At 71.6% G+C, this 16,223-nt stretch carries 18 protein-coding genes, 1 tRNA gene and 1 pseudogene; 12 read left to right on the top strand and 8 right to left on the bottom strand.

Going from position 1 to position 16,223, the window contains the following annotated elements; translation table 11 throughout:
* Window positions 1-105 precede the first annotated feature (105 nt).
* Window positions 106-711: a TetR/AcrR family transcriptional regulator gene (locus GA0070607_RS10550; protein ID WP_089018044.1), complete on the top strand. Its 606-nt coding sequence runs from the start codon at window positions 106-108 to the stop codon at window positions 709-711.
* Window positions 712-753: 42 nt separating this feature from the next.
* Here the strand turns inward: GA0070607_RS10550 and GA0070607_RS10545 are convergent, their stop codons facing one another.
* Complete coding sequence (locus GA0070607_RS10545) at window positions 754-1,962, bottom strand: amino acid deaminase/aldolase (protein WP_089018043.1); 1,209 nt, start codon at window positions 1,960-1,962, stop codon at window positions 754-756.
* A 309-nt stretch (window positions 1,963-2,271) separates the two neighbouring features.
* On the opposite strand from GA0070607_RS10545, the gene tmk reads away from it, so the two are divergent.
* From tmk to GA0070607_RS10515, 6 genes are all read left to right on the top strand, one after another.
* The gene (gene tmk / locus GA0070607_RS10540) at window positions 2,272-4,368 is read left to right on the top strand and encodes a dTMP kinase (RefSeq protein WP_157743346.1); all 2,097 of its coding nucleotides are present in this window, start codon (window positions 2,272-2,274) and stop codon (window positions 4,366-4,368) included.
* Entirely contained in the window at window positions 4,368-5,624 is a 1,257-nt protein-coding gene (locus GA0070607_RS10535) for a DNA polymerase III subunit delta' (RefSeq protein ID WP_089018042.1), read from the top strand. The genes tmk and GA0070607_RS10535 overlap by 1 nt, the downstream gene beginning before the upstream one ends.
* Before the next feature lie 145 nt (window positions 5,625-5,769).
* Window positions 5,770-6,099 carry a YbaB/EbfC family nucleoid-associated protein gene (locus tag GA0070607_RS10530; RefSeq protein ID WP_053659404.1) on the top strand — a complete coding sequence of 110 codons (330 nt, stop codon included), beginning with the start codon at window positions 5,770-5,772 and terminating at the stop codon, window positions 6,097-6,099.
* Window position 6,100: 1 nt separating this feature from the next.
* Window positions 6,101-6,406, top strand: coding sequence for a hypothetical protein (locus tag GA0070607_RS10525; protein WP_089018041.1), 306 nt, complete (start codon window positions 6,101-6,103; stop codon window positions 6,404-6,406).
* Window positions 6,406-7,086 (top strand): hypothetical protein, encoded by a 681-nt coding sequence (locus GA0070607_RS10520; protein WP_089018040.1) that lies wholly within the window; start codon window positions 6,406-6,408, stop codon window positions 7,084-7,086. The genes GA0070607_RS10525 and GA0070607_RS10520 overlap by 1 nt, the downstream gene beginning before the upstream one ends.
* Before the next feature lie 299 nt (window positions 7,087-7,385).
* Window positions 7,386-8,225, top strand: coding sequence for a PSP1 domain-containing protein (locus GA0070607_RS10515; protein ID WP_089018039.1), 840 nt, complete (start codon window positions 7,386-7,388; stop codon window positions 8,223-8,225).
* A gap of 156 nt (window positions 8,226-8,381) precedes the next feature.
* On the opposite strand, the gene GA0070607_RS10510 is transcribed toward GA0070607_RS10515, so the two are convergent.
* Window positions 8,382-10,145 (bottom strand): metallophosphoesterase family protein, encoded by a 1,764-nt coding sequence (locus tag GA0070607_RS10510; protein ID WP_231930938.1) that lies wholly within the window; start codon window positions 10,143-10,145, stop codon window positions 8,382-8,384.
* 143 nt (window positions 10,146-10,288) lie between these two features.
* On the opposite strand from GA0070607_RS10510, the gene GA0070607_RS10505 reads away from it, so the two are divergent.
* A tRNA-Thr gene (locus GA0070607_RS10505) sits at window positions 10,289-10,362 on the top strand.
* A 17-nt stretch (window positions 10,363-10,379) separates the two neighbouring features.
* Here GA0070607_RS10505 and GA0070607_RS10500 read toward each other — a convergent pair.
* Window positions 10,380-10,736: a tyrosine-type recombinase/integrase gene (locus tag GA0070607_RS10500; protein WP_089021771.1), complete on the bottom strand. Its 357-nt coding sequence runs from the start codon at window positions 10,734-10,736 to the stop codon at window positions 10,380-10,382.
* A 305-nt stretch (window positions 10,737-11,041) separates the two neighbouring features.
* On the opposite strand from GA0070607_RS10500, the gene GA0070607_RS10495 reads away from it, so the two are divergent.
* From GA0070607_RS10495 to GA0070607_RS10485, 3 genes are all read left to right on the top strand, one after another.
* Window positions 11,042-11,605, top strand: a complete 564-nt coding sequence (locus GA0070607_RS10495) for a hypothetical protein (protein WP_089018037.1) — start codon at window positions 11,042-11,044, stop codon at window positions 11,603-11,605.
* On the top strand, window positions 11,602-12,402 hold the full coding sequence (locus tag GA0070607_RS10490) for a hypothetical protein (RefSeq protein ID WP_157743128.1): 801 nt from the start codon (window positions 11,602-11,604) through the stop codon (window positions 12,400-12,402). Before GA0070607_RS10495 ends, GA0070607_RS10490 begins: the two co-directional genes overlap by 4 nt.
* Window positions 12,403-12,889: 487 nt before the next feature.
* Complete coding sequence (locus GA0070607_RS10485) at window positions 12,890-13,198, top strand: hypothetical protein (protein ID WP_089018035.1); 309 nt, start codon at window positions 12,890-12,892, stop codon at window positions 13,196-13,198.
* A gap of 245 nt (window positions 13,199-13,443) precedes the next feature.
* On the opposite strand, the gene GA0070607_RS10480 is transcribed toward GA0070607_RS10485, so the two are convergent.
* The gene (locus tag GA0070607_RS10480) at window positions 13,444-13,884 is read right to left on the bottom strand and encodes a tyrosine-type recombinase/integrase (protein WP_197701252.1); all 441 of its coding nucleotides are present in this window, start codon (window positions 13,882-13,884) and stop codon (window positions 13,444-13,446) included.
* Between the two features lie 129 nt (window positions 13,885-14,013).
* On the opposite strand from GA0070607_RS10480, the pseudogene GA0070607_RS34100 reads away from it, so the two are divergent.
* Window positions 14,014-14,193 (top strand): annotated as a pseudogene (locus GA0070607_RS34100) (DUF2716 domain-containing protein); the annotation flags it as partial.
* Between the two features lie 73 nt (window positions 14,194-14,266).
* On the opposite strand, the gene GA0070607_RS10470 reads toward GA0070607_RS34100, so the two are convergent.
* The 4 genes from GA0070607_RS10470 to GA0070607_RS10455 all read right to left on the bottom strand — a co-directional run bounded on the left by GA0070607_RS10470 (window position 14,267) and on the right by GA0070607_RS10455 (window position 16,201).
* A complete protein-coding gene (locus GA0070607_RS10470) occupies window positions 14,267-14,536 on the bottom strand; it encodes a hypothetical protein (RefSeq protein WP_157743127.1) in 270 nt (89 codons plus the stop codon).
* A gap of 160 nt (window positions 14,537-14,696) precedes the next feature.
* A complete protein-coding gene (locus GA0070607_RS10465) occupies window positions 14,697-15,110 on the bottom strand; it encodes a PH domain-containing protein (protein ID WP_089018031.1) in 414 nt (137 codons plus the stop codon).
* Window positions 15,111-15,220: 110 nt separating this feature from the next.
* Complete coding sequence (locus tag GA0070607_RS10460) at window positions 15,221-15,652, bottom strand: hypothetical protein (protein ID WP_231930936.1); 432 nt, start codon at window positions 15,650-15,652, stop codon at window positions 15,221-15,223.
* 180 nt (window positions 15,653-15,832) lie between these two features.
* Window positions 15,833-16,201 carry a DUF4267 domain-containing protein gene (locus GA0070607_RS10455; RefSeq protein WP_231930935.1) on the bottom strand — a complete coding sequence of 123 codons (369 nt, stop codon included), beginning with the start codon at window positions 16,199-16,201 and terminating at the stop codon, window positions 15,833-15,835.
* Window positions 16,202-16,223 lie beyond the last annotated feature (22 nt).

Here is a 16,223-nt window from a genome sequence, read left to right as displayed (position 1 = left end):
TCATCCGTCGAAGGGGGGTGGCGCCGAGTGTCCACACCAGCCGCCACGACCGGGCCGCTGCGCCGCGTACCGGTGCAGGGTCGAAGTGTCGCGCGGGTACAGCGCATGTTGGACGCCTGCGCCGAACTCGTCGACGAGGTGGGGTACGAAGGGCTGACCACGACCCTGCTCGCCGAGCGCGCCGAGGTGGCGATCGGGTCGGTCTACCAGTTCTTCCCGGACAAGCGGGCGATCGTGCAGGCATTGACCCTGCGCACGATGGAGTCCTACCTCCAGCGGCTCGACGAGCGGTTCGCCTCTGACGAGATGACCCACTGGTGGGACGGCGTCGACGCGGGGATCGATGAGTACATCACGATGCACCGCACCGTCCCCGGCTTCCGTACCCTGCACTTCGGCGACGTGGTCGACCTGCACCTGCTCGATGAGCAGCGGGACAACAACGGCGTGATCGCCGACCAGTTGGCGCGGGTGCTCACCGAGCGCTTCGGGCTGACCGACGTCCCGAAGCTCCGTTTCGTCCTGGAGATCGCGGTGGAGGCGGCCGACGCGCTGATCAAGCTCGCGTTCCGGCGGAGGTCCGACGGCGACGAGCGGGTGCTGCTCGAGGCGAAGGCGCTGATCCGGGAGTACCTGCACCGCCAGGTCGACGGCCCGGAGAGTGCGCGTTCGACCGCCGAGCAGCAGGCCCCGGCCGCCCAGCCCGCCTGACCCGGCCCGCCGGGTGGGCGGACCGGGCAGCGGGGTTGGCGTTCAGAGGAAGGCCCGCCCCTCACCCCGGTACGTGGGCACGGTCGCCACGACCGCGTCCCCGTCGACCAGGTGCAGCTCGTTGACCCGCTCGCACAGCTCACCGGCCTTGGCGTGCCGGAACCACACCCGGTCGCCGATGGCCAGGGTGGCCGCCGCCGCGCCGGCCAGGGGGGTCTGCACCTCGCCGGCCCCCTCGGTGCCGACCAGCTTCAGGCCGGCCGGCAGCCATGGTCGGGGCAGCCGGCTGTCGGCGGCCGGGCCGGAGGCGATCCAGCCGCCGCCGAGCACGGTCGCCAGCTCCGGCGTCGGTCGACGGACCACCGCGCAGGCGAAGAACGCCGCCGGGGTGGGCCGCCAGGCACGGTAGGCGTCGAACAGCGTCGGCCCATACAGGCCCGATCCCGCGGTCACCTCGGTGACCGCGGGATCGGCGCTGGTCGCGGCCACGCTGCCGGTGCCGCCACCGTTGACGAACTCCAGGTCGGCGTGCTCACGGACCGCGGCCACCGCCGCGCTCCGGCGGGCCAGCAACTCGCGGTACGACCCGCGCTGGGCCAGCCGGATCGCGCCGGCCAGCAGCGCCTGCCCCGGCGGCGCGTCGCCCAGGCCGGCAATCTGCGCCTCGTACGACATGAGGCCGACCAGCCGGAAGCCGGCACGGCCGGCGACGGTGGCGGCGAGCGCGCCGGCCGCTCGGGCGCTATGCACCGGTGAACGGCGGACGCCGACGTGCACCCGCCCGCGCAGCGGTCGCCAGGAGGCGTCCAGGTCCAGGCAGAGCCGCAGCTCGGCGCGCTGGCCGGGGGCTCGCACGGTGTCGATGAGGTCGAGCTGCCCGCTGCCGTCGATCATCAGGGTGATCGCGGCGGCCAGCGCCGGGTCGGCTGCCAGCTCGGCGAGCGCCGAGCGGTCCGCGCTGGGGTACGCGACCAGCACGTCGTCGCTCACCCCCGCCCGGACCAGCCAGATCGCCTCGGGCAGGGTGAACGCCATCACGCCCCGCCAACCCGGCCGGGCGAGTGCCCGGCTGATCAGCTCCCGGCTGCGGACCGACTTGCTGGCCAGTCGGACCGGTTTGCCGGCGGCGCGGTCGGCCAGGGCGGCCGAGTTGGCGTCGAAGGCGGTGAGATCCACCACCGCGTACGGCGGGTCGAGATGGGCGGTCGCCCGATCCAGGCGCTCGCGAAGTTTGTCGCTTTCGATGGCCACGTGTGCACGCTAACTGTCTGACGGCGAATGCGAAACACCCTCGCGTACGGCCCGGGCTGCGGTCGGCGCCTTCGGCGGCCTAGGCTCAGCGAGCAGGAGAATGTCGCGAGTGGGGTGGCTCCCCACCGGGTCTAGAGTGTTCCACCGGGGGTGCCCAGCGATGGGCCGGCACGTGGAGGTACGGCCATCGAAAGCCAGAACAGCGGCGAGTCGCGCGGCGTGTCGCGCTCCGACGATCAGTCGGGCAACGCCGCCAACCAGTCCGGCGGGGGCCAGGTGGACCCGTCGGGCTATGCCGCCATCCGCTCGGTGCTGCGGATCCAGCCGTTCCGACGGCTCTGGATCGTGCTCGGCGCGGCCTCCTTCGGTGACTGGCTCGGCCTGCTGGCCACCTCGGTCTTCGCCGCCTCCCAGGTGCAGGGCAGCACCGCGAAGGGCGCGGCCTTCGGTGGCGTCATCGCGATCCGGCTGCTGCCCGCGCTGGTGCTCGGGCCGATCGCCGGCGTGCTCGCCGACCGGTTCGACCGCCGCTGGACGATGGTCATCTGTGACGTGCTCCGGTTCGTGCTCTTCGCCTCGATCCCGATGGTGGCGCTGGCCGGCGCCAGCGGCGCGGTGGTGGTCCTCTGGGCGACCGTCGCGACCTTCCTGATCGAGTCGATCACGCTGATCTGGATTCCGGCCAAGGAGGCGGCGGTCCCCAACCTGATCCCGCGCGCCCGGCTGGAGGCGGCCAACCAGCTCACGCTGATCACCACGTACGGCCTCACCCCGATCCTCGCGGCGCTCGTCGCCGCGGTGCTCGACCGCAGTGTCCGGGCCGTCGCCGGCGGCGACCTCGGCTGGGCGGAGCCCGCCCAACTCGCACTCTGGGTCAATTCCTTCTCCCGGCTGGCCACCGCCCTCGTGGTGGCATTCGGGATCAAGGAGATCAGCCAGGCGCAGACCGGCGAGCGGGAGCGCACCGGGCAGAGCATGCGGCGCCAGTTCGCCGAGGGCTGGAAGTACATCGGCCAGACGCCGCTCGTCCGCGGCCTGGTGCTCGGCATCTTCGGCGCGTTCGCCGGCGGTGGCATCGTGATCGGCACGGCGAAGTTCTTCGCCGCCTCGCTCGGCGCGGGTGACGCCGCCTTCTACCTGCTCTTCGGTGCCATCTTCATCGGCCTGTCCATCGGCATCGGCCTCGGCCCGATGATCGTCAAGGAGATGTCCCGGCGCCGCTGGTTCGGCATGAGCATCGTGTTGGCCAGCGCCGCCGTGATGACCCTCGCCTTCGCCATCCACCTGTCGATGGCGATCGTCGGCGCGGTGCTGGTCGGCGCGGGCGCCGGTATGGCCTTCCTGGCCGGCACCACCCTGCTCGGCGGCGAGATCAAGGACGAGGTACGCGGACGGGTCTTCGCCGTGGTGCAGATCGGGACCCGGCTGGTGCTGATCCTGGCCATCGGGCTGAGCAGCCTCCTGGTCGGTGTCGGCGGCTCCCGCAAGCTGACCATCGCCGACCTCGGCATCTCCGTCTCCTCCACCCGGCTGCTGCTGCTCGCCGCTGGCGCCGCCGGCATCTTCGCCGGGATCAGCGCCTTCGGCCAGATGGACGACAAGAAGGGCGTCCCGGTCCTCGCCGACCTCTGGGGCTCCATCCGGGGTCGCCCGCTGATGCCGGCCGAGCCGTTCGTCTCCGCCGGGCTCTTCGTGGTCTTCGAGGGCGGTGAGGGCGCCGGCAAGTCCACCCAGCTGGCCGCGCTCGCCGAGCGGCTGCGCGGCCAGGGGCGCGACGTCGTGGTCACCCGCGAGCCGGGGGCGACCGGGGTCGGTCAACGAATCCGGTCGCTGGTGCTGGAGACCTCCGGCGACGAGGCGCCCTCGCCGCGCGCCGAGGCGCTGCTCTACGCCGCCGACCGGGCGCACCACGTGGCCGCCGTGGTGCGGCCCGCGCTGGTCCGGGGCGGTGTGGTGATCAGCGACCGGTACGTCGACTCGTCCCTGGCGTACCAGGGCGCGGGGCGGACACTTCCGGTCGACGAGGTCTCCTGGCTCTCCTCCTGGGCCACCGGTGGGCTCAAGCCCGACCTGGTGGTGCTGTTGGACGTCGAGCCGCAGACCGGCCTGTCCCGGGTGGCATCGCGCAGTGCGGGCGTCGACCGGCTGGAGGCCGAGTCGATCGCGTTCCACGAGCGTGTCCGGTACGCCTTCCTCGACCTGGCCGCCGCCGACCCGAAGCGCTACCTGGTCCTCGACGGGTCCCGGCCGGCCGAGGAGATCACCCGGCAGGTGGTCCGACGCGTCGAGGAGATGCTCGGAAATCCGAGCGGCATCGTGCACCCCAGGCCGGCGCAGGGTCCGGACACCTCGGTGCAGCCGGAGTTATCCGACGCGGAGCTGGTGACGATGGAGCATCGAACCTGATGCCGGAGGTCTTCGCCGACCTGGTCGGCCAGGACGAGGCGGTGACCGAACTGCGTCGGGCCGCCGCCTCGGCGGCGGCCGTGCTGCGCGTGGGCGCGGCCGACCGTTCACCAGCGCTGGTCGCCGCCGGCGTGGACGGCGCGGCCGGTGCGCCGGCCGGGATCGACCCGAGCGCCGGGATGACCCACGCCTGGATCTTCACCGGGCCGCCCGGCTCCGGCCGCTCGATCGCCGCGCGGGCCTTCGCCGCCGCCCTGCAGTGCGTCCACGGCACCGGCTGCGGCGAGTGCCCCGGCTGTCACACCACGATGGGTGGCACCCACGCCGACGTCCGGATGGTGGTGCCGGAGGGGCTCTCCATCGGCGTCGGCGAGATGCGCGCGCTGGTGCTCCGCGCGGCCAGCACCCCGTCCGGCGGGCGCTGGCAGGTGGTGGTCATCGAGGACGCCGACCGGCTCACCGAGGCGGCTGGCAACGCGCTGCTCAAGGCGATCGAGGAGCCCTCGCCGCGTACCGTGTTCCTGCTCTGCGCCCCGTCCACCCACCCGGACGACATCTCGGTGACCATCCGGTCGCGCTGCCGGGTCGTACCCCTGCGGCAGCCGCCGGCCGCTGCGGTGGCCGAGGTGCTGGTCCGCCGGGACGGCATCGCCCCCGACGTGGCGCAGTGGGCGGCGGCGGCCGCGCAGGGGCACGTCGGTCGGGCCCGCCGGCTGGCACGCGACCCGGAGGCCCGTAAGCGGCGCGAGGCGGTGCTCGCCGTGCCTCGCCGGCTGACCGGGGTCGGCGCGGCGTTCGACGCGGCGTCCGCGCTGATCGAGGCGGCCGAGGCGGAGGCGGAGGCGTCGGTCACCGACGCCGACACGGCCGAACGCGCGGCGCTGGAGACCGCGCTCGGCGCCGGCGGCACCGGCCGGGGCGCCGCCGGCGCGATGCGCGGCGCCGCCGGGCAACTCAAGGAGCTGGAGAAGCGGCAGAAGTCGCGGGCCACCCGGGCTCAGCGGGACGCGCTGGACCGGGCGCTCGTCGACCTGGCCGGCTTCTACCGGGACGCGCTCACCATGGCGCTGCGCGCTCCGGTCGCCCCGGTGCACACCGACACCGCCGCGCTGGCCGGCGCCGGGGCGCAGAAGTGGGACGCCGAGGGGTCGCTGCGCCGGCTGGAGGCCGTGCTCGCCTGCCGGGCGGCGATCGAAGCGAACGTCAAGCCACGGATCGCCGTCGAGGCGATGATGCTCGCCCTCTGGAAGGGCTGACCCGCACCCTCCGTGCCGCGGTCCCTCCCGGCGGACCGGTCATCCACAGGCATCGACACGCGCGATTGCTGTGCGGTACGGTCCGGTGTGCTGTTGTGACGGTGACAGCACGCTCAGTGAGGGGTCATCCGGGAGGAGTCGGCCGATGCCGCGGGGGGAGATCGACGAAGCCTGGATCGAGGAGGCGGTGCGGCGCTACCGCCGGATCGAGTCGCTCCAGGCCGAGTTCGACCAGGCGGTGTCAACCGTCGAGGTCACCGTCCGGTCGCCGGACGGGCTGGTCGAGGTGGTGGTCACCGCCGGTGGGCGGATCACCGACGTCCGGTTCCTCGGGCCGCTGCACAGCCGCAGCCCGCGGGACGTGGCCGGCTCCGTGCAGGCCGCGGTCACCGCGGCGGCCGACGCCGCCGAGTGGGCCCGGGAGAAGCTGCACAACGAGACGTTCGCCGCCTACCGACCGCTCGCGGGGGCCTGAGATGGACACACTGCGCGCGCTCGCCGCCCGGCTGGACGAGGCGAGCAGCACCCTCACCGCCCTGTCCCGCACGGTCACCGCCAGCGATCCGGCTCAGGCCGCCTTCGGCACGGACGCCCCGGGGCGACCCGGCGAGATCGGCCGCGCCCTGCACCGGCAGTGGACCGCCGCCACCGACGACCGGGCCCGCGAGGCACGCGCCGCCGCCGGTCGGCTGGCCGCCGCCGCCTCGGCCGTGCGCGAGGCCGCCGACCGCTACGGCGAGGTCGACCGGGCCGCCCGCCGCCGCATCACCGGGGAGCCCTGATGGACCCGCTGGACCGGCTCGCCGATCCCGGCCTGGACCTGCTGCGCCGGGTGGACACGCTGCTCGCCGCCGGTGTCCCCGAGGGGCACCGGGTCTGGCCGCTGCTGCGCCGGATGCAGGTGCTCCCGGGCGACGCGGTCCGCGGCTTCCTCGACCTTCATCCGGCACCGCTCGCCGGCGCCGGGCACGCGGTGCGCCGGCTGGTCCGGGGGTACGACGACGTCTCCGCCGCGCTCAGCGACCCCGTGCTCTGGTCCGGCCCGGCCGCCTCGGCGTACGGGCAGGAGCGGGCGGCCCTGCTGCGTCACCTCGACGAGGGGCCGGAGAGCCTGGTCGGGCGCCTCGAGTCCACGGCCGGGTACGCCGACGCGCTCGCCGACTGGGTGGAGGGCACCCGCCTCGCCCTGGCCCGCACCCTGGCCGACATTCTCCGCTCGGCCGAGGCGGTCGCCGTGGTCGCCGCCACGGGCACGGGCACGCCGCTCCGGCCCGGCCCGGTGGGGCCCGGCGTGGCCGATGCGGCCGAGATCGCCGCGCGGGTGCTGGCGGTGCTCTGCGTCGCGTACGACGGTGCCGAGACGCTGCTGCGCCAGTGGGCGCCGAGCCTGGCCGAGTCCGCCTGGCGGCCGCCGGTGGACGGTCGGCCCCGGTACGACCAGGCCACCCGGGTCGGCTGGTAGCCGGCCGACCGCACCCCGGACAGGCCACGGCGTCGCCCGCGGGCGCCCGGCCTGAGCCGGCACCGACGGCGACGCCGTGGTCTTCCCCCTGCACCCCCCGCAGGTCTGCCTCCACTCAACGCCGCCCGGACGCGTTTGTCCCCTACCGCGGCCCGGATTCAACCGTCCGGGCGAGGAGCAACGGCACGAGGGGTGGCCCGGCAATCGGTCAAGTCGACGGTCATGGATGGCAGCGGCGGGTAGTCGTCCGGCGACGGCCGGCGCGCCCTCCGGCGGGGATCCGTCGTAGGGTGGGGTGCATGGGCATGCTCTGCGCGGTCAGCTTCAACCGGTACGGGCGCCTCTACTACCTCGACCCCGGAGAGTTGCGCCCGCAGGTCGGCGACAAGGTGCTGGTGCCGACCGACGACGGGCCCGAGGTGGCCGAGTGCGTCTGGGCCGCGCAGTGGGTGACCGAGGAGACCGAAGGCTTCCCCCGGCTGGTGGGGCTGGCCGGCGACGACGATCTGCGTCGGGACGAGGCGTTGCGTCGGCGCAAGGCCGAGGCCAAGGTGGCCGCGAAGCGGCTGATCCGCGCGCACGGCCTGCCGATGAAGGTGGTCGCCGTCGACCACGTGCTCGGCTCCGCAGAGAGCGGCGGCGAGCGCAGCACCGTCTACTTCACCGCGCCGCACCGGGTCGACTTCCGTTCCCTGGTCCGTGATCTGGGTGCCACCCTGCACTGTCGCGTCGAGCTGCGGCAGCTCTCCGCACGGGACTCGGCGCGGGTGCAGGGCGGCATCGGCTCGTGTGGGCGGGACCTGTGCTGCGCCACCTTCCTTACCGACTTCGAGCCGGTGACCATCCGGATGGCCAAGGACCAGGACCTGCCGCTGAACCCGCTGCGCATCTCCGGCGCGTGCGGCCGGCTGATGTGTTGCCTGAAGTACGAGCACCCGCTCTACCAGCGCTTCCAGGAGACCGCCCCGACCATCGGCAGCCGGGTCTCGACGCCGGAGGGCGACGGCCGCGTGGTCGGCCACAGCGTCCCCCGTGACGCGGTGACGGTCCGGCTCGACGCCGACGGCTCCCGCTGCTCCTGCTCCCGCGCCTCCGTCTGCGCCCCCCGCCAGGCCCACGACCAGCACTACACCCCCTGACCCCGCGCGCCCGCCCCGCGCCGCCCCGCGCCTCCCGCGCCGCCCCCCGTCGATCATGAAGTTATTGCCCGCCGGTGCGGCGTGTCGGGGCAATAACTTCATGATCGACCAGGGTGGGGGCGGGGCCCGTCGGGGACGGTGCGGGGTGGGGTGGGGTCAGGTGAGGACTATTGGGGGTTCGGCCAGGCGGGGGGTCAGGGGAGTCTTCGGGGTCAGCCAGCTGGCGGTGGGGGACTGGTCGGGGTTGATTTGCCAGTCGCGGGAGACCCGGTCGACCGCGATCGGGTAGATGGTGAGCGTGCCGTCGGGGTCGATGCGCAGCCGCAGGAACGCCTTCGAGTCCTCGATGCCCTGACCGGCGAAGAGTTCGTTGACGTTCACCCCGAACGACCCCGCCACCAGCAGGTACGCCGCCACCAGTTGGCTGGCCAGCAGGCCGCTCGCCGGACCGTAGAGCACCGCCGCGGCGACCACCGGCAGTGGCCACGGCCAGTCGTAGAACGGCAGCGCCAACCAGGCCCAGGTGCCGGCGGCGGCCAGCCCGACGTGTGCCAGGCCATGGCTGACGCCGAGGATCCAGTGCCGTGCGTGCCGCTTGCCGCTCGCGCTGGGTGGCTTGGCGAACAGGGCCGCCGCCAGCACCGTCACGAGCAGCATCAGCACCAGCGGGACGGTGAACAGCCGCTGATCGGTGGCGTCCGCCCAGTTCGCGGCCGCGCCCGCCATGGCCAGCATCAGCAGCGTGTGCAGGGTGCCGAGCAGGGTGGTGAAACCGGGGTTGCGGAACGGCAGCCGGGGGAAGATGCCCCAGCCGTAGCGGCGGGAGCGGGCCGCGTCCGGATAGCGGGCCACCAGGTCGTACGGCTGGGCACGGCTGGCCCGCCGGGCCAGGGTGTCCCGCGGCGGCACCTCGATGCGCTCCGGCAGCTTGTGCGTCGGGTAGAGGTACGCCCCGCCGCCGCCACAGGTGATCAGCTGCCGGGTCGGCCCCGAGTAGCGGGCGTAGTGGTGCAGGTCGCCGGAGAGCAGCAGACGGACCTGCGCCCCGGTCGGGTCGATGATCGTCCGGATGAAGTAGTCGACCGAGTCGTACGCCGTCGGATGGTCGGCGGCCTTGACCCAGGTCGGCGCCGGCGTCGCGATGATCACCTTTGACTCCGGGCCGAGCTGTCGGGCCACCTCGTCGAAGTACGCCAGCTGCGGGTCGTCCAGGTACGAGCCGGACTGGTCGTCGACGCCGAGCAGCCACCAGCCGGCCGGCAGCTCCACCGCGAAGTACGAGCGCGACTGCCCGGTCCCCCAGCCGCCGAAGTGCCGATCCCGGGAGCGGACGAACAACCGCAGGAAGGCGGTCAGGCCGTCGTACCAGTCGTGGTTGCCGGGCACCGCGAAGAGGGTGGGCCGCTCCGGCGGGGTCGCCGGCAGCGCGGCCTGGTAGGGGCCCTTGCACCGATCCTCGTACGAGGCGTACGCCGCCGACGGGTACACCTGGTCGCCACCCATCACCAGGGTCTGCGCCCGGGGCAGCCGGTGCCCGTCCACGGTCAGCTCCGGCTGTGCCAGCAGGTACGCCACTGAGTAGGTGGCGTTGAAGCCGTCCCCCAGGTCGGCCACGTAGTCCAGCCACAGCCCGCCGTCCGGCCCGGCCTGGCGGAAGGCGTCGCCGCCGAACGCGTTCTGCAACTCGCGCTTGTCCAGGTACGCCCCGAAGAGCATCGCCAGCAGCGTCCGGATGCCCGTGCTGATCAGCAGGAACGGGGCCAGCCACGGCACCGGCTTGCGCGGCGTGAAGCCCAGCTCCAGCGGGTCGGCGGTGCGGGGCCGATGGGCGACCCGCTCCCCGGCCGACGCGCCATCGGGACGTCCGTCCGCCGGCTCCTGCTGGCCGGGGCCGTCGAGGGGGGTGTGATCGTCGCTCACCCGCCGCAGCGTAGTCCCGACGCCGATGATCCGCTGTCCGGTAAACGTCCAGATGACGGCGGTTGTCCGGTTGGAGGCAGCGGGCAGGGAGGGGTATCCCGTTCGGGCGACGGCCGTGGGGTGCCGTACACTTGACGATCGTTGCCGCCTTAGCTCAGTCGGCTAGAGCGACGCACTCGTAATGCGTAGGTCGACGGTTCGATTCCGTCAGGCGGCTCGGTACGGAAGCCCAGGTCAAAGACCTGGGCTTCGCCGTTTCCCAAGGTCGACAAGAGCGCCGTCGGCCGTGCCAGTCTGCAAATAGTCCGCATCCCGCGCCGCGACCGCCGCGTCCAGCCGGTTGGCGACGGCGTCCAGATCGTCACCGAACAGCCCCGCGTACACGTCCAGCGTCATCGACGCAGAGGCGTGCCCGAGCATCCGCTGTACCGCCTTGACGTTGGCGCCCGCCGCCACGGCCAGACTCGCCGCCGTATGCCGCAGGTCGTGCGGTGTCAGCCCCGCCAGCCCGACCGACGCCGCAGCCGGCGCGAAGACGCGAGCCCGGAAGTTGGTGTTGCGCAGCGGCCCGCCGTTCGGGGCGGTGAACATCAAGGCGGCCCGCAAGCGGGCCGCGCCGGCCCGGCCCCGGCCTGCTGGCGACCTCCGGCCGGCATCGGCCGGGCCGGCCGGCCACTCTGACGGACACCTAGGACCACGAAGACCTCGGGGCTCCGCCCCGAACCCCGACCCTCCTCAGAGATGCCGCCGCGGATCACCTCGCCAGGCACCGGAGGCTGGACGGTCTACGACTGCCCGACGAGGAGATCCGCTCTCAGGGACCGCGAAGCCGGCGGTGCTACCGGTATCGTCCACTGTCGCGCTATCGGATGCCTACGGGAGGAGGTGCCGGAACGATGTCGTCCGAGGTCTTGTTTTTTTCCGGGGCTGCGGTTGTGTTGTTAGCGGGTGGGGTGCTGCTTGGCAGGATGCTGGCCAACCGGCGTCGCGTGGAGCTCCTGCCCCTGATGGGAGCCCTTGTCGCCTCGGTGATAGTGCTGACGGTGATGACGGGGCCGCTCGGTGCCCGGTCGCTGGCGATGGCGCTTGCTGCTTTGCTGTGGGGTGCCGTGCTTTTGGCCACCGTCATGTTGGTAAGGCGTTCACGCCCACGCCTTGCGATCGTGGTCGGTGTGGTGGGTGGAGTTATCGCGATACACGCGGCGGTGATCACCTTTGTGGTTGCCAGGTTCAGTGCGACGGAGGCGCCACGGGAGTATGCGCTGCTGTGGTTGCCCGCTGCGATGACGGGCGCGGTGAAGAATCTGGGTGAGCCCGGCAGCGGGGTCGAGACACCGCTGTGGGTTCGAATGTCCCAGGATGCCGGCCTACTGCCGTTGCTGGTGGTCTTGTTGTCGGGTTTTGCCCTGTCCTATGTAGTGCGCATGGGTGTCCTCGCCCGTCCACCCGCATCAACGTGAACCACCTAATCGAAGCCGACGCGCGACGGCGGCGCCACCGCGCCTGGGCGCTGATGGGCACCGGGGTCGCCGCCGCCCTCGCTGCCGTCCTGGTCGCGCCCACGCTGCTGGCGGACACCGGCGCTGCTCCCGGACCGGCTGGTTTCGGGCCGCCGCCGGCCGTCTCGCCGCCGGACCCCGCTCCGCCGCACTGCACGGGCGTGAGCCCGAAGCCCACCGGCCCGCAGCCACCGACACAGTCGTACGACACCGCCCGCGCCCGCCCCACCGAGTCACCAGCGGACGGGGTGGCCCGGCTGACCGGGGCGTTCCGCGACACCCTGCGCACCGCACTGCCGCCCGGCGTGCGAGTGGAGCCGGCCCAGAAGAGCTGCGCCGAGCCGCAATTCCAGTACCACCCGAGCTACCGGGAGTACTCGATCGACGCGACGCTCCGGCGCGGCGATGACTTCGGATTCTTCCTGCTCCGGGTGAGCCCGACTGGCACCGACAGAAGCGTGGACGATGTCTGCAGCGACGCCCCTCCCCCTGAAAACGAGCGCAGCTGCGAGATCGAGAATTATCCGGACGGCTCGGCGGCCGTACTGAGCATCCACGAGGACGTACCGGGCGGTCGGCAGCTCCGGGCGCTGGTGCACCGGGCCGAAGGGAACTCGGTGCTGGTCATCACCAACAACATCCACAACAACGTGGTCGGAAACAAGGTAACGCAGACGCTGACCGCGGACGAGCCACTGCTCACCATGGATCAGCTCGTCGCCATCGCCCGGGCACCCGGCCTGACCCTCTATCCCTGATGCAAAAGACCCGGTCCGCCCGGCGGATCTACCGCTGGTTGCGGCAGCGGGCCGGGTCAGCCGTAGTAGCTGCGCAGTTCCCGGGTGAGCACCTCGCCAACTGAGAGCGCGTCGAACAGGCGTTACACGCGGTTCCAAGCCGGTCTTGTGCGATTCCCAAGCTGACAGTCTGGGAGCCACCCGTGGGAGCCACCGGGGCGGACTGGACCGGACGGGACGGGACGGATCGAGTTGCCGAGCGCCCGAGGACCAGGACCAGGCGGACCGACCCGGACGGCCTGGACATGGCCTTGGGAATCTACGGAAGCGTCAGAAGGTGGCTGTACAGCCATCCGTACAGCCAAGCCCGCCGACGCATGCGGCCCGGCGTCGACGGTAGGCGACACGGCGAGCAGGTCAGCGGCAGTGACCGACGTCGGCCGACAGCGGTCTTGATCTTTGCGAAGCAGGGCCACATATGACCCGGTGACCGCGCCGAGGAGGTCAGATGGAGAAATGGCGCTTCGTGGCCGCTGTCATGATGAGCCTGACCGTGGGCCTCATCGGTGTCGCCCTGGCCATCAACTTTCGCGGCGTGACGGAGTGGCACGTGCGGCGGTCAATGGCCACCGCGAGCGTGCTACGGCGAGTTCCGCCGTGGCGCTGGCTACCGGATGCCCAGTACGACAAGCGTCTGGCGCGTTTCGTCCTGCTGGAACGAGTGATTGGCATGAGCTTCGCTGCGGTCGGCGTCATGTTCTTGATCGTTCTCGTCTACGGCAGCCTGTCCGGCGAGCCGATGCCGTCGAGCCGGTGAGGAAGCCGCGGGCGTCTGGACCTGCCAGGCGAGCGGTCCGCATCTAGTCCGCAAGAGGCCGACCGACAGCAGGGGAGTGGTGTGAGATGCCGCGAGGTGTTTCCACTGCTAGCCCGCCATGTGGCCAGGTCGGCGCGGCGGGCATTTTGATCTCGTAATGCGTAGGTCGACGGTTCGATTCCGTCAGGCGGCTCGGTACGGAAGCCCAGGTCAAAGACCTGGGCTTCGCCGTTTCCCGAGGTCGATCACGTCGCCGCTGGTCCGTCGAGTCCTTGGATGGTCCTGTCCCGTGCGGCGACCGCCTCGTCCAAGCGGTTGGCGACCGCGTCCAGGTCGTCACCGAACAGGCCGGCATACGCGTCCAGGGTCATCGAGGCCGAGGCGTGACCGAGCATTCGCTGTACCGCCTTCACGTTGGCGCCCGCCGCCACGGCCAGACTCGCTGCCGTGTGCCTGAGGTCGTGAGGAGTCACGCCGGCCAGCCCGATGGACGCTGCCGCCGGCAGGAACACCCGCGAACGAAGGTTGGTGTTGCGCAGCGGCCCGCCGTTCGGGGCGGTGAACACCAGTTCGTCGCGACCCCCCCGGCGCCGTTCGAGGCCAGGTTCGACTTCACTCCTTGCTACACCGAACCGGGTCCCGCGGTCGTCGAGCCCCGGCCCTCGGTCACCATCGACCTCGGCCAACTGTTCGCCAGCTCGCGCCCCACGTTCGCGGCCGGCCAAGCGGCGATCAACGCCCTCGCGCTACTGGCCATGACGCGGGCCTTCCCCGCCTCCGAGCAGCTCCTCGTGCTGGACTGACAACATCCCAGCTACTGGTTCTGGCGCCACCGCCAGGCCACAGGCGACGACCAGATGTGGCCGGCGAGGCAGGCGTGGCCGGTCGAGGTGTTTCCCGACGGCGACTACTACGCCTTCCTCACGGAGGACATGACCGAAGGCGCCTTCGGCCATCCCTGGAACAGACACTCTGCATCTTCGGCCCCCGCCTGATGCCACAGTTGGAGCCCCTGCTCACAAGGTGGATGCCGGTCAAGCGTTCACGCCTGTAATCGTCCGAGGTCTATTACCCAGGGAGGTTGGTCGACCGCCGGCGGTGTTTCCACGCGTAGATAAAGGCTGCGAGGCCAAGGATCGCCAGAGCGGCAGCGATCCACGCAACCACCTCGAACCTCTGCTCGAACGCAAGGGCGTCCGCGTTCTGCTGCTGGATGGCCTCAGGCGTCGGGTCCTGGTCAGGCAGGGTCATCCCGTTCACGATCGTAAGGCAGGGAAGCAGACACGAGGCCAGCATCAGGAGGACCCCGACGACCGTCAGCAGGCGAGCACGCGACATCGCGGCAGCCTCCCACAACACTGACGGTTACCCTGACCCGGGAAGCTCCCGAGGACCGTCTCCGTGGACGCCCTCACAGCGGTCGGGCAGCGACTCGCGCAGCCAAGCCAGCAGATATCGCCGCCGTGGCCGTCGGGTGGCAGCAGCAGTAGCAGACTCCTCACCGAGTCACAGCGCGACTTCGGCTGGCCGCAGTGATCGAGGCCGCTACCTCGTCGGCCCGAGTTTGCCTGCCCGTCCACTTGGCGAGGTTGGATTTCTGCACCGCCCACGCGACGACGTGTCCCCCCGTCGAGGTCGTGATGGTCAAACCGCCGTATCCAGGCTCGACTTTCGCCACGTCGTTGAGGCTGACGTGTTGCGAGCCGTTGGGGTTCCGCACGATCACTTCCGTGTCCGTCAGGGTCACTGCGGGGCGGAACGCGAACCGGAACCAACTGACCAGCCCGCCGAGGCCCGCGAGAAGACTCACGAACACGTTGCCCCAGGCCAGCCATGTAAAGGTGCCCAGCAGGGGAATGAGAGCAAGTACGCCGAACCGCCCAAGCGGTGAAACCTTCCAGACCTGATACACGAGCCGGGATCATACGGGGTATCGAGCAGCTTAAGGGTTCGCCGGCTGAGGCAGCCCACGACCTCAGGAACCACCTAGCCGGGGTCGCCGGCCGTCGGTGATCGGAGGCGCTATGCCCAGGGTGGGGTGTACCGGCTCAGGTAGTCGCGAGCACGGGGGAGTGGGTCCTGCCAGTACTGGTGCGGCATGCGGGAGTGGTGCGTCTCGCAGAAATCGGCGAGACTGTCCACGATCGTGACGCGCTCCAGCGGGCGCCCCTCGAAGGCCGTGTTGGCCGCCAGCAATTCCGGCTCGGGATTCCAGCCCGAGTGGTCGAACGCCCAGCCATCCCAGAGCGCGTAGGCGTGGAAGACCTGCCAACCGTCCGCGAAGCGCACCCCAGCGATCTCGATCGGCCGATCCGGGTAGGAATCCCGGCACACCCAGGCCAGGATGTGGCACGCCCCGGCGGCGAAGAAGGCCTGGTCCGTCCGGTCCCAGGCGATGCGCTGATCCGATCGCTCGATCGCTGTCCGACGAAACGCTCCCGCTGCTTCGGCCACCACCCGGACGGTAGCGGATCGTCCGACCCGTCGCTCATGCCCGCGTGCCCGTCGCAGCCGTAAGGCCGCCGGGACCCTTCTCGATGAGCTGTCAATGTCAGGTGGGACGCGTACGACGACGGATTCGGTGAAGTCGGGGACGATCAGCGACATCTCTTGACTCCCTCTGTTGGCGGGCGGTCAGACGGCGAACAGGAGGGCGGCGCTGATGAGGACCACGACGGCGGTGGCGAAGTGAATGCCGAAGGCGACGGCCTTGGTGCCTCCATTGCGGAGCACGATCAGCGTGTCGCCGAGCGGGTTCAGCGCCACGATGAGCATGAACCAGGCTGCCGCGTGGGGTCCGACGAAGGCGATCAGGGCCAGGCCGAGGATGCCGTAGCTGAGGTCGCGTAGGCCCTTGATGGTCAGATAGGCACCGGGCTTGGCCGGTACGCCGTACCCGGCGGCTGCGGCTTCGGGTTGCAGCAGGAACCGGGCGCCGATGAAGACGACGAACAGGTTGAGGGCGATGGCCAGGCCGTACGCGGCAGGGGTGAGCATGAGCATCTCCGAGTTCTAGCGGTGCTAG

Source organism: Micromonospora coriariae (assembly GCF_900091455.1).
Taxonomy (GTDB): Bacteria; Actinomycetota; Actinomycetes; order Mycobacteriales; family Micromonosporaceae; genus Micromonospora; species Micromonospora coriariae.
This window is presented reverse-complemented; position numbering and strand designations above follow the sequence as displayed.

Excerpts from the sequence above, each read along its gene's own strand:
- GA0070607_RS10550 (WP_089018044.1), top strand. The coding sequence starts at position 106 with ATGTTGGACGCCTGCGCCGAACTCGTCGACGAGGTGGGGTACGAAGGG.
- GA0070607_RS10535 (WP_089018042.1), top strand. The coding sequence starts at position 4,368 with ATGCCGGAGGTCTTCGCCGACCTGGTCGGCCAGGACGAGGCGGTGACC.
- GA0070607_RS10530 (WP_053659404.1), top strand. The coding sequence starts at position 5,770 with ATGCCGCGGGGGGAGATCGACGAAGCCTGGATCGAGGAGGCGGTGCGG.
- GA0070607_RS10525 (WP_089018041.1), top strand. The coding sequence starts at position 6,101 with ATGGACACACTGCGCGCGCTCGCCGCCCGGCTGGACGAGGCGAGCAGC.
- GA0070607_RS10520 (WP_089018040.1), top strand. The coding sequence starts at position 6,406 with ATGGACCCGCTGGACCGGCTCGCCGATCCCGGCCTGGACCTGCTGCGC.
- GA0070607_RS10515 (WP_089018039.1), top strand. The coding sequence starts at position 7,386 with ATGGGCATGCTCTGCGCGGTCAGCTTCAACCGGTACGGGCGCCTCTAC.
- GA0070607_RS10500 (WP_089021771.1), bottom strand. The coding sequence starts at position 10,736 with ATGTTCACCGCCCCGAACGGCGGGCCGCTGCGCAACACCAACTTCCGG.
- GA0070607_RS10495 (WP_089018037.1), top strand. The coding sequence starts at position 11,042 with ATGTCGTCCGAGGTCTTGTTTTTTTCCGGGGCTGCGGTTGTGTTGTTA.
- GA0070607_RS10485 (WP_089018035.1), top strand. The coding sequence starts at position 12,890 with ATGGAGAAATGGCGCTTCGTGGCCGCTGTCATGATGAGCCTGACCGTG.
- GA0070607_RS10470 (WP_157743127.1), bottom strand. The coding sequence starts at position 14,536 with ATGTCGCGTGCTCGCCTGCTGACGGTCGTCGGGGTCCTCCTGATGCTG.
- GA0070607_RS10455 (WP_231930935.1), bottom strand. The coding sequence starts at position 16,201 with ATGCTCATGCTCACCCCTGCCGCGTACGGCCTGGCCATCGCCCTCAAC.